Annotated in this window: 14 protein-coding genes; 13 read left to right on the forward strand and 1 reads right to left on the reverse strand. The window is 37.4% G+C overall.

Features of this window, described 5'->3' with window-relative positions; genetic code table 11:
* Positions 1 to 65: 65 nt before the first annotated feature.
* The 11 genes from JKK62_RS02970 (at position 66) to JKK62_RS03020 (ending at position 9,701) form a co-directional block, all read left to right on the forward strand.
* The gene (locus JKK62_RS02970) at positions 66 to 1,022 is read left to right on the forward strand and encodes a glycosyltransferase (RefSeq protein ID WP_201426920.1); all 957 of its coding nucleotides are present in this window, start codon (positions 66 to 68) and stop codon (positions 1,020 to 1,022) included.
* Positions 1,015 to 1,671 (forward strand): acetyltransferase, encoded by a 657-nt coding sequence (locus JKK62_RS02975; protein WP_201426921.1) that lies wholly within the window; start codon positions 1,015 to 1,017, stop codon positions 1,669 to 1,671. The genes JKK62_RS02970 and JKK62_RS02975 overlap by 8 nt, the downstream gene beginning before the upstream one ends.
* Entirely contained in the window at positions 1,668 to 2,021 is a 354-nt protein-coding gene (locus JKK62_RS02980) for a transporter (RefSeq protein ID WP_201426922.1), read from the forward strand. The genes JKK62_RS02975 and JKK62_RS02980 overlap by 4 nt, the downstream gene beginning before the upstream one ends.
* Positions 2,014 to 2,358, forward strand: coding sequence for an EamA family transporter (locus tag JKK62_RS02985; protein WP_201426923.1), 345 nt, complete (start codon positions 2,014 to 2,016; stop codon positions 2,356 to 2,358). Before JKK62_RS02980 ends, JKK62_RS02985 begins: the two co-directional genes overlap by 8 nt.
* A gap of 10 nt (positions 2,359 to 2,368) precedes the next feature.
* Positions 2,369 to 3,247: a glucose-1-phosphate thymidylyltransferase RfbA gene (gene rfbA, locus JKK62_RS02990; RefSeq protein ID WP_201426924.1), complete on the forward strand. Its 879-nt coding sequence runs from the start codon at positions 2,369 to 2,371 to the stop codon at positions 3,245 to 3,247.
* A complete protein-coding gene (gene rfbB, locus JKK62_RS02995; protein WP_201426925.1) occupies positions 3,244 to 4,263 on the forward strand; it encodes a dTDP-glucose 4,6-dehydratase in 1,020 nt (339 codons plus the stop codon). The genes rfbA and rfbB overlap by 4 nt, the downstream gene beginning before the upstream one ends.
* The gene (locus JKK62_RS03000; RefSeq protein WP_201426926.1) at positions 4,250 to 5,620 is read left to right on the forward strand and encodes an NDP-hexose 2,3-dehydratase family protein; all 1,371 of its coding nucleotides are present in this window, start codon (positions 4,250 to 4,252) and stop codon (positions 5,618 to 5,620) included. The genes rfbB and JKK62_RS03000 overlap by 14 nt, the downstream gene beginning before the upstream one ends.
* A 15-nt stretch (positions 5,621 to 5,635) precedes the next feature.
* The gene (locus tag JKK62_RS03005; RefSeq protein WP_201426927.1) at positions 5,636 to 6,652 is read left to right on the forward strand and encodes a Gfo/Idh/MocA family protein; all 1,017 of its coding nucleotides are present in this window, start codon (positions 5,636 to 5,638) and stop codon (positions 6,650 to 6,652) included.
* Positions 6,649 to 7,779: a dTDP-4-amino-4,6-dideoxygalactose transaminase gene (rffA, locus tag JKK62_RS03010; RefSeq protein ID WP_201426928.1), complete on the forward strand. Its 1,131-nt coding sequence runs from the start codon at positions 6,649 to 6,651 to the stop codon at positions 7,777 to 7,779. Before JKK62_RS03005 ends, rffA begins: the two co-directional genes overlap by 4 nt.
* A gap of 298 nt (positions 7,780 to 8,077) precedes the next feature.
* Positions 8,078 to 9,535, forward strand: a complete 1,458-nt coding sequence (locus JKK62_RS03015; RefSeq protein WP_201426929.1) for an anti-phage dCTP deaminase — start codon at positions 8,078 to 8,080, stop codon at positions 9,533 to 9,535.
* Entirely contained in the window at positions 9,528 to 9,701 is a 174-nt protein-coding gene (locus JKK62_RS03020; protein ID WP_201426930.1) for a hypothetical protein, read from the forward strand. Before JKK62_RS03015 ends, JKK62_RS03020 begins: the two co-directional genes overlap by 8 nt.
* 302 nt (positions 9,702 to 10,003) lie before the next feature.
* On the opposite strand, the gene JKK62_RS03025 is transcribed toward JKK62_RS03020, so the two are convergent.
* Positions 10,004 to 10,498, reverse strand: coding sequence for a helix-turn-helix domain-containing protein (locus tag JKK62_RS03025; protein WP_201426931.1), 495 nt, complete (start codon positions 10,496 to 10,498; stop codon positions 10,004 to 10,006).
* Between the two features lie 551 nt (positions 10,499 to 11,049).
* Here JKK62_RS03025 and JKK62_RS03030 point away from each other — a divergent pair.
* Both JKK62_RS03030 and JKK62_RS03035 read left to right on the forward strand, forming a co-directional pair.
* Positions 11,050 to 11,217, forward strand: coding sequence for a hypothetical protein (locus JKK62_RS03030; protein WP_201426932.1), 168 nt, complete (start codon positions 11,050 to 11,052; stop codon positions 11,215 to 11,217).
* A gap of 154 nt (positions 11,218 to 11,371) precedes the next feature.
* Positions 11,372 to 11,641 (forward strand): hypothetical protein, encoded by a 270-nt coding sequence (locus JKK62_RS03035; RefSeq protein ID WP_201426933.1) that lies wholly within the window; start codon positions 11,372 to 11,374, stop codon positions 11,639 to 11,641.
* Positions 11,642 to 11,801 lie beyond the last annotated feature (160 nt).

Below are 11,801 nucleotides of genomic sequence, written 5' to 3' on the forward strand. Positions count from 1 at the left end.
AATTATTTGAATTTGCGGTAAGGAAGTGGCGCGATAAATTGGTATTATTACTAACGAAATAGCTGGTGATAGAATTGGATATGATTTCATTTGTAATCCCTTGTTATGGATCAGAAAAAACAATTGAATATGTTATCGATGAAATCATAAGCGTAGTCTCAATGAAGACGAATTATGATTATGAGGTCATTACTGTAAATGATTCTTCACCGGATAAAGTATTATCCGTTTTGAAAGACATAGCAGAAAAGAATCACAAAGTTAAAGTAATTGATCTTGCAAAAAACTTTGGCAAGCATTCTGCGTTAATGGCGGGTTTTTCGGTTGCTAAAGGTGATTACATTGTTTGTTTGGATGATGACGGACAATGCCCGATGGATCGATTGTGGGATTTGATGGAACCACTAATCAATGATGAAGCTGATTATTCTATGGCTGATTATCCTGAAAAGAAACAATCAGGCTTTAAAAACTTTGGGAGTTCAGTAAATTCATTAATGTCCCGTGTTTTGTTAAAGAAACCAAAGGAGATCCATTTTTCGAATTTTTGCGCTATGAAACGCTATATCATAGATGAAATTCTAAAATATGAGAATCCATATCCTTATCTGGAAGGGCTTGTATTAAGAACAACAAACAGGATTAAAACTGTTCAAATGGAAGAAAGAGATCGATTTGCAGGGAAAGGTAATTTTGGTTTTATCAAATCGCTTTCTTTATGGATCAATGGATTTACGGCATTTTCTGTTGTACCACTTAGAGCGTCTTCGTTGTTAGGCGTGCTTTGTGCTATTATAGGTTTTATATATGGATTGATTGTAGTTATACGAAAGATATCATTGCCTGATATTAGCGTTGGATGGAGTTCAACTATAGCAATAATTTTGTTTATGGGTGGCGTCATCATGTTAATCTTAGGTTTAATAGGTGAATATATTGGACGAATCTATATAAGCCTTAATAATTCACCGCAGTATGTAATAAGAAGTTCGATAAATCTTGATGAGGATAAAGATGAATAATGTTATCTTTGGCGCCGGACAGAGAGCACGAGAAATTAGATTCTTACTTCAGAATGAACAAAGTATATCAACAGATTGTTTTGTTATTGATAAGGAGTATATTATCACAAAGCAACTGGATTCTTGCCCTGTTATATCGACAGAAGATTTCCTTGCTTCTTTTAGTCCTGAGGATACCCAGTTGTACTTGGGAGTAGGTATGCCAAAAATGAATAGAATCAGAGAAAGATTATATTCATTGTTTAAAGAGAATGGATTTAGTTTTCAGAGTTTTATCAGTAAATATGCAAATGTTTACTGTGATAATATCGGAGAAGGGACAACTGTATTTGCCGGAGTGAATATCGGTCCCAGAGTAAAAATAGGACTATGTAATCATTTTGAAATGGGTGTTACCATCAGCCATGATTGTCAGATCGGGAATTTCAACTTTTTTGCACCGGGATGCACACTATGTGGAGATATTCAAATTGGGCAAGGAAATTTCTTGGGTGCTAATTGTACGTTACGTAATTCTATCCATATTTCCGATTATGTTTTAGTTGGCGCCGGTGCATATGTGGACAGAGACGTGGCATCTGCTAAAGTCATTGTTCCTTCACGTAGTGTAGAGCTTATTGATAAAGATAGTGAGTTTTTTATGAGATGAACAGTAAGACAAATGTAGCAAAGTATTTGTTATATCTACATATCCTTTTAGCTGTATATTCCCTCAGTGGCGTATGCTCCAAGATGGCTGCTCAAAATGAATTCCTTTCATTTTGGTGGCTGTTCTGGTATGCGCTGGTGATCCTCAATCTCGGCGTTTACGCTATTGTTTGGCAGCAGATCATAAAGCATTTGCCGCTGAATACTGCCTATGCCAATAAAGCGGTGACGATCGCCTGGGGAATTCTTTGGGGAGCGTTGTTCTTCCACGAGACCATTAAGTGGAACATGATAGTCGGAGCGCTGATCGTGATTATCGGTGTGATAGTGGTGGTGAGAGCAGATGAATGAGAAGATTTTGTTTTCACTGATATTTGTATTCGGCGTATTTATCTCGTCGGTATCGCAAATTATCCTCAAAAAGGCGGCTCAAAAGGAATATCCGAATAAGATCAGAGAATATCTGAATGCCAGAGTCATCTTTGCATACATCATTTTCTTCGGCGCGACACTTTGCTCGATTTGGGCTTATACAGTTATTCCTCTATCCTTGGGACCGATCCTGGAGTCCGCGGGATACATCTTTGTAGCGGTCCTCAGTTGGCTGTTTCTCAAAGAAAAGATCACCAAGAAAAAGATGCTGGGGCTTTCCATCATCATTATCGGTATCATAATTTATTCGTTGTAATGAGGTTTTTATGAAAGGTATCATTCTTGCCGGAGGGCGTGGAACAAGATTATATCCAATGACAGTAGCGGTATCAAAGCAACTGCTGCCGGTATACGACAAGCCGATGATCTATTATCCGCTGTCGATGCTGCTGCTCGCCGGGATAAACGAAATACTGATTATTTCAACGCCCGATGATACACCGCTGTATGAGCGATTACTCGGCGACGGTTCGAGGATCGGCGTATCGATTACATACAAGGTGCAGGACTCGCCTCGTGGGCTTGCTGATGCATTCATTCTCGGTGCGGATTTCATTGGCGACGACAGCGTATGCCTGATTCTCGGCGACAATATCTTCTACGGTCAGAATATGACGCTTACCTTGCAGAATGCTATCCGCGATCTCGACGGAGCAACGGTTTTCGGATACCTCGTCAAGAATCCGAAGGAATTCGGCGTCGTCGAATTCGACGAGAATCACAATGTCATTTCCATCGAAGAAAAGCCCGAGAAGCCAAAGTCAAACTTTGTTGTTCCCGGACTGTATTTCTATGATAATCAGGTCGTTGAGATCGCGAAGAACGTCAAACCTTCAGTGCGCGGAGAGATCGAGATTACCTCGGTCAACAACGCATATCTTGAGAAGGGTAAGTTGAAGGTCAGCTTGCTCGGACGCGGTATCGCATGGCTTGATACCGGTACGCCGCAGGGCTTGTTGAATGCTGCCGAATATGTAGAAGCGGTGCAGTCCAGACAGGGCTACTATGTTTCCTGCATTGAAGAGATCGCATGGCGTCGTGGCTTTATCACCGCAGAGCAATTATTGAAGCTCGGTAAGGAATTGCAAACCACCGACTACGGGAAATACATCATTTCGTTAGCCGAGGAGGTTATGAATCAATGACAATTATCGTGACAGGCGGCGCCGGTTTTATCGGCTCCAACTTCATTTTCCATATGCTGAAAGAGCATCCGGATTATCGCATTATTTGTTTAGACAAACTGACTTATGCAGGTAATTTGAGTACACTGAAATCTGTGATGGACAATCCGAATTTCAGATTTGTGAAAGCAGATATCTGCGACAGAGAAGCGGTTTACAAGCTCTTTGAAGAAGAGTATCCTGATATGGTGGTGAACTTCGCTGCAGAAAGCCATGTCGATCGCTCGATCGAGAATCCTGAGATCTTTTTACAGACCAATATTCTTGGTACACAGGTATTGATGGACGCATGCCGCAGATACGGTATTCAGCGTTACCATCAGGTGAGTACCGATGAGGTCTACGGTGATTTGCCGCTTGACAGACCTGATCTCTTCTTCACCGAAGAAACACCGATCCATACCAGCAGTCCCTACAGCTCGTCAAAGGCGGGCGCGGATTTATTGGTGCTCGCGTACCACCGTACTTATGGATTGCCTGTGACTGTGAGTCGTTGCTCTAACAATTACGGACCTTATCACTTCCCTGAGAAGTTGATTCCGTTGATGATCGCGAACGCTCTTGCGGATAAGCCTTTGCCCGTTTACGGCAAGGGCGAAAATGTTCGCGATTGGCTCTATGTTGAGGATCATTGCAAAGCGATCGATCTGATTATTCATAATGGCAGAGTCGGCGAGGTCTACAACGTTGGCGGTCATAATGAAATGGCAAATATCGATATTGTGAAGTTGATTTGTAAAGAGCTCGGTAAACCAGAGAGTTTGATCACATATGTTACCGATCGCAAGGGTCATGATCTGCGCTATGCAATCGATCCGACGAAGATCCATAACGAACTCGGATGGCTACCGGAAACAAAGTTTGAGGATGGCATCAAAAAGACGATCCAGTGGTATCTCGATAACAAAGACTGGTGGCAGGAGATCATCAGCGGTGAGTATCAGAATTATTATGAGAAGATGTATGGGAATAGATAACTTGATTCTCCAATCATGGAATAAGAATGTAGTTAGTATTCATGATACTGATGATTTACTTGATTGGGTAAATGACAGAAACAAAAATACTATAGTTAATATTAGAAAAACTGACATAAATAAAAGTACAGTTTGGTTTTATGATAATAATAGTGGATTGATTAGAAACCAAAATAATAGTTTCTTTCAAATCACAGGAATTCGAATAACTGATAACGATACCAGTATAGCAGAGCAGCCCATTATCCTTCAGACGGAAATCGGCTATCTTGGTATTATTTGCAAGGTTATTAATGGCGTTTTGCATTTTTTGATGCAATCTAAAATAGAGCCGGGAAACATTAACTGTGTACAGATTTCACCGACTATTCAAGCGACAAAAAGCAACTTTACACAAAAACACGGCGGGGCAAAGCCAAAGTACTTAGAGTATTTTCTAAATGCCAATAAATACAAGATTCTATTTGATCAGATTCAATCGGAACAGTCCTCCAGATTTCTTGGAAAACGCAATAGGAATATTATTATTCTGGTGAACGAGGATGTGCCTGAGTCAGCTACACATAAGTGGATGACATTGTATCAAATCAAGCAGCTTATGAAGATACCGAATTTGGTTAATATGGATACGCGTACTGTTCTTTCCAGTCTTCCGATTATCATTGGTGATGGAAAAGATGTTGAACAATTTTTTGAAGATAAAGATTTGTTTCGTTCCATGTTTAATTCTAATGACTACGAGTTGCCTGATTTATATCATTACATCAATGATTATAAGATGTTTCATGAACAGAAACATGAGCTGGTACCTTTGTACAGCTTGAATAATTGGGATTATAATCAAGATAAAGAATTCATCTGTAAACAACCCTATAGCTTTAGATTGATTCACTGCGATATCGAAATTGAAGGTAGAGAGGTGCGTCATTGGGATCAACCGTTGTTTGAAGCGATGGGGCGAGCCATGTTTGGGTTGCTTACGTGCATAGATAATAGTGTAAGGAAATATCTGGTTAAAGCTAAACCGGAAATCGGTGCATTCGATAGGATTGAATTTGGTCCTTCTGTACAGAGAGAGGCAGTATCCGATGATCCAATAGATCCGGTATATTCATTGTTCAAAGAAAAATTGGCTATGAACGATGGCGTTTTGTTTAATAACGTTCTTTCTGAAGAGGGAGGACGTTTCTATCATGAAGAAAATGATAATATAATAATTCAAATAAACAAGGATGAATTGAGAGAATTACCGGATGGATATTTTTGGGTAACTTACAGAACTCTCAATTCATTAATTCAGATTAATAACACAGTAAATATACAATTAAGAAATCTCATATCTCTGTTAGAAATATGAAGAGGAGATGAAAGTTTGAGTAAGATTCGCATTGGTGTAATCTGTCCTTCTGAGATTGCATTTAGACGCTTTATGCCCGCTCTCAATGAAGTTGAGGAATTTGAGTTTTCCGGCGTTGCGATTGCAGCCGCTAATGAGTGGAATGGCGAATACAGTGATTCTATTCTTGAATCTGAATTGATGAAAGCGCAAGGATTCATTGAGAATTATGGCGGAAAAATCTTTATGAGTTATTCTTCTTTAATTGAAGATGAAAGTATTGATGCGGTTTATCTACCGTTACCTCCGGCATTACATTATCGGTGGGGTATGAAGGCTTTAGAGAACAACAAGCACCTGTTCATTGAAAAACCTTCGACTACTTCCGCTGAAGATACTGAGTCTTTAATATCTCTTGCTGAGAGTAAAGATTTAGCAATTCATGAAAACTATATGTTTGTATATCACAAACAAATCACTGAGATTATGAGAATAATTGAATCAGGTGAAATCGGTGATGTCAGACTATATAGAATTGCTTTTGGATTTCCTCGAAGATCAATTAATGATTTTAGGTATAATAAAGAACTTGGTGGCGGTACATTACTAGATAACGGTGGCTATACTGTAAAACTTGCATCAATTCTATTAGGCGAGACAGCACGAATTGTTTGTTCTAATCTGAATTACATAGAAGATTTTAAGGTTGACATCTTTGGTACAGCAACAATGATAAATGATTCGGGGTTAACAGCTCAGCTTTCATTTGGTATGGATAACTGCTATAAATGTGATCTGGAAGTTTGGGGCAGTAAAGGGAATTTGTTTACAAACCGGATTTTTACTGCACCTGCAGGATTCACCCCCAAATTGGTCAAAAAAGTCAATAATGATCCGGATATTTTGCTTAATCTTCCCGAAGACTCATCTTTTGAAAAATCTATCCGAGAGTTTTTGCAATGTATTTCATTGAAAGATAAGAGAGTATCTGCGTATAAAAGCATTTTAAAACAAGCAAGACTAATAGATAATATAAGGGAGATTAATCAATGATTCCGTTTAACAAAGCTTCAATTACAAAACTCGAAGAGGAATATTTAATAGATGCATTACATCATAGTAAACTTTCTGGCGATGGCAAATATACGATGAAAGTATATGAGATGTTGAAGCAACGCTTTGACTTCGATAATGTATTATTGACAACTTCCGGTACAACTGCTCTGGAAATGTCTGCATTACTTATTGATCTTCAGCCGGACGATGAGGTTATAGTCCCTTCGTTTACTTTTTCGTCTACTGTAAATGCGTTTTTGTTAAGGAGAGCAAGACCGATTTTTTGTGATATTAGGCAAGATACGTTAAATATGGATGAATCACTGATCGAAGGATTAATCACACCTAAAACGAAGGCCATTTACTGTGTCGATTATGCAGGTGTGCCATGTGAAATGGACACAATTAATCGTATTGCGGAAAAATATGGCTTGTTTGTTATAGAGGATGCAGCTCAGTCTATCGGTTCAAAGTATAAGGGTAGATTTGCAGGTTCATTGGCGGAGTTTGGATGCTTCTCTTTTCATGAAACGAAAAACTATGTTATGGGTGAGGGTGGTGCTATCGTACTTAACAATGATAAGTATTTAGATCGTGCTGAAATCATTCGAGAAAAGGGAACGAATCGTCGCCAGGTTTTAAAGGGATGGGTAGACAAATATACATGGCATGATATCGGATCATCTTTTTTGCCCTCTGATTTGTTAGCGGCTGTTCTGACTGCTCAATTAGAGCGCTTTGATGAAATAATGGAGAAGCGTTTATTAATCTGGAATACATATCACGAGGGATTGAAGGAATTAGATGAAGAAGGGTACTTGCGAAGAACTGTTGTTCCTGATACCGTTCAACACAATGGTCATATGTACAATATCCTCTTGCCTTCGGATAAAGTGAGAACAGGTTTGGTTGATAGTCTTAAGAGTGAAGGTATTATGGCGTACATATGTTATGTTCCGCTTCATTCAGCACCTATGGGTCAGAAGTTGGGGTATCATCCAGAGAATTGTCCAATAACGGAGGACTATGGTTCCAGAGTTCTTAGACTGCCATTATTTGCGGATATGACTAAGGAGGATGCTCTTTTTGTAATTGATAGAATTACCAGGATATTAAAGAGATAATAGTTTAAATCGAGAATTAGTATTATTGTTTTATTATATAGTACAATGGCTCTATGAATATGCTTTAGACAGTTTAAGGGATATGATGGGCGTTAAGGTTCTTAAACAGAGCTTTAATGAAAAGACTCTTTTTAGATAAATGCTCTGAATTCTAGATATAATCATTGCATTTCATAATGGACTATGATAATATAGCTATATAAACATTATAATCAGTTAACTAGAATAGAGATTTCAATTATAGGTGTTATAATGTGTAATAAACAAGATCGAGATTCAAAAAAAGGTAATTAGTAATATGGTTGGTTCTGAAATTGTTCTTGGATTAATAACTACTGTTGGAACTGATACTGAAAATGTTATCAGGTATATGAAGGAACATCTGAATAAATTTTTATATAATGTTGAAGTGATTAATGTATCATCTGAAATCCTATCGACATTCTCCGAAGGGAACGGTGAACTAAACTTCACTACAGAGTATGACCGTATTAAATACTTTATGGATTTAGGCAATGACGTAAGGGAAAGAACTAATGATGCAAGTATCATTATGAAAGGTGTAGTAGCTTATATCCTTAGCCAAAGGGATTCTGTTGATAATCCCTCACCAAGAGAGCGAACAGCATATATTATTAAGTCAATTAAACATCCTGACGAAGCAGATTATCTGAAACAAGTGTATGGTGATGGCTTCCATTTGATTGGTATCACAAGCAATATTTGTAATAGAAAAAACTATTTGACGAATGTTAAGAATATGGAATCGTCTCAAGCACTTGAATTAATGACGAGAGATTCAGATGAAATCAACGACTTAGGTCAGCATACTCAGGATGCATTTCAAAACTCTGATTACTTTATTAATGTGGGAGCAAATACAAATGACATTCAAAATTCTGTTTTTCGATTAATTGATTTGCTTTTTGGCAATCCTTTTATTACACCGACATTTGAAGAATATGCAATGTTTATGGCTTATGCTGCTTCAATGAGATCTGCTGATTTATCTCGACAAATTGGAGCCGTGATAACCAGAGATAATGAAATATTATCTTCTGGAGTAAATGATTGTCCCCGATATAAAGGAGGATTATACTGGCAGATACATGATCAAAATTGTTATTATGATGAAAAAAATGGGCGTGATTATATGCTTGGATTTGATTCGAACAAAAAAGAACAGAATGAGATTATAGATAAGATACTTTTGAATTTGGGTGTTGAAAATACACCAGACAATAAAAAAAGAATAAAAAGATCCGGAATAGGAGCATTAACAGAATACGGAAGGGTAGTTCACGCTGAAATGGAGGCTATCCTTTCATGTGCTAGAAATAGCATTTCTAGTAAAGATGCCACAATGTATGCCACTACTTTTCCTTGCCACAACTGCGCAAAGCATATTATTGCGGCAGGAATAAAAAAGGTAGTATATATTGAGCCTTACCCTAAAAGCAAGGCTATAAAATTTTATAAGCGTGAAATATCGACCGAATTAGAAGATGTAGGGGAAAAAGTTGTTTTTATCCCCTTTTCCGGAGTAGGACCTCGTAGATACATTGATTTATTTGCTATGACTTCAAGCAAATGGGGTCAAAAGATTAGAAAAGATGAAGATGGTAATAAAGTTGAGTGGGACAGAACCAAAGCAAAAATCCGGAATCCAATGAATCCATTGTCATATCTTGATTATGAAAAAGTTGCCTATTTATCATATTATGATGAGATTAAAGGAGAGGATAATAATGGCTAGTCGCTCTAGAATAAATATGAATGAAACACACACAATAATTATTGAAAAAAGAGTTACAAAAGATAGTTATGAAAAAATAACTAATAGTACAAAAAGTTGGCCGCAATGGAAAAAAAATATATGTAATAATGAACTTATTATTTCTGTTAGATCTAAAAAGATTTAAATTTTCAAAAATAAAAACGGAACTGTTATATATTTGAATAATATTATATGTAATAATGCTTTTTAACTGTATGGTGGAAGTAAACGGAGATATAAAAGCTATGCTCACATTAATGCAAGTGCCAAATGAGACAGATAGACATCCGCCACAGACATCGGTTTGGCACTGTTGCAGAAGGAGATTATTTAGTAATAATCTATTCTGTTAAGGAAGCATGATGAGAGGCACGATTCACAAATTATAATATCGAATGAAATTAGACCCAGTCTCAGGGAGTTTGCTCTCTGAGGCTGGGTCACTTTTTAATATGCAGTTAGCAGTGATTCTACGCTGTATGATTCAAAATCCTGAAATAAATGATTCAGTGTTTCATTGATAGTCTCTATGTTTGTGTTCCAGTTCTTAACCATATCCTTGAACTTGAGATAGTCGATGATAAAATCATAGATTGGCGTTCCGGAGATGAGATGATCCTCGGCCAAATTCAAGAAAGATTCATCAGTGATCGTATCGATCACTCTGGTTGTAAAGAGTAAATAGTCTTTTGTAGACGAAGCTGACGTTTCCGTTGCATTTTCTTCACTTAATCCGCAAAGCCAGTCTAATGAGACATTCAATGCGGAAGCAAGAGCATAAGCAGAGGATAGATTTGGCTTTTTTGTTGATGATTCATAACCGCTGATGCTGAGAGGAGATACTCCTGATTGTTCAGACAGTCCTTTTTGTGATAGTTCGGCTTTGATTCTGGCGGCTTTGAGTCTTTCTGAAAAGACAGCAGACGAAAATTCTGATTTCATTTTTCTCCCTTTTCCTTTCTCAAATAGTATGTCCCGGTATTCGACATAGTGCTGGTGATACCGGTAAACTATTTCCTATGGTGGTTGTAAGAATTGTTGCTTTGAAATTATAAAAAAATATATTATTTTCAGTACTACTCTATAGAGAAGTAAAGTACTACTCTATAGAGTAGTATATATATTATAATATTTATAAATAGCAATGTCAATAATAATTATCTAAATAATAAAAGTTCTGAAATTGTTATAAAATAATATAAAAGTTGTTGACAAACATATGATTGTTATGATAGTATAATAGAAAAGAAAACGCCGCGTAGGGTACGGCAATACCTTACGCGGCTTGAACTGAAAACCTGGACGGAATTACAGCTCATGGGATAATTATACATGATTCTCCTTAAGCTGTAAAGGTGTTTTTGCAGTTTAAGGAGAATTTTTTTGAAAAAATGTAAGCTTTACAAGACGCTTACATCTATTCTAATCATGGAAAAACACGGTCGCTATGGATCTTAACAGCGGCTAAATAAAATGAATATAGGAGGATAACTATGTTTAGAAAATATGATCAAATTGATAGGGCTCAAATCAGTCCTCAGGATATTGAGAAAATGACTCGCTTTATAAAGAAAACCTATGAGGATGGCACCTGTGAAAAAGTTGCGCGCATAATCGAGAAGAGAATGCGTATCACCTCTGATACATTTTTTGAGGATTAGGCGATTCTGAAAAGGATGAGACAAAGATTATTGCAGAGTCTGTTTATTCAGATATCGATAAACATATTGATAAGTTATTTCTGCAATGCTATTTTATAATGTTTACCATCTAATTTCATGCCAACACTATTGATAGAAACGGGAGGTAGGCTGTATGAAATGTGAAATAATGATTGAGAAGAAGCTTGTCTGTATTTGGCTCAACCGGAATGAGTCTGCTGCGCCTGAGGTGCCGGCGTTGCTCAAGCCGATATACCAAAAGTATAAAGCTATTAATTATACGGTAGTCGTATTTCGATCAGGAAGTCAGAATTTGCTTAAGTTATCAAGTGAGCTGTTAAGGTACAACCGTCGTCTGTTTGCAGAAAGAGAAGAAGAAAGCGCCGGGAAAAAAGACCCTACTCGGGAGAATCAATCGGGATAGGCATTAATGGTAATACGGAGAACCGGAGAATTGCATAAAGCTCAATAAATCTTTTTTGAGCTTTACTCAAAGATCATTGTTTGTATCAAAGAGCAATTAATTATTTCTTATTCCATTGCTATTGGTCGATAGAAAACGGCTTGAACAGTGAGCTTTTACC

Source organism: Ruminococcus difficilis (assembly GCF_016680995.1).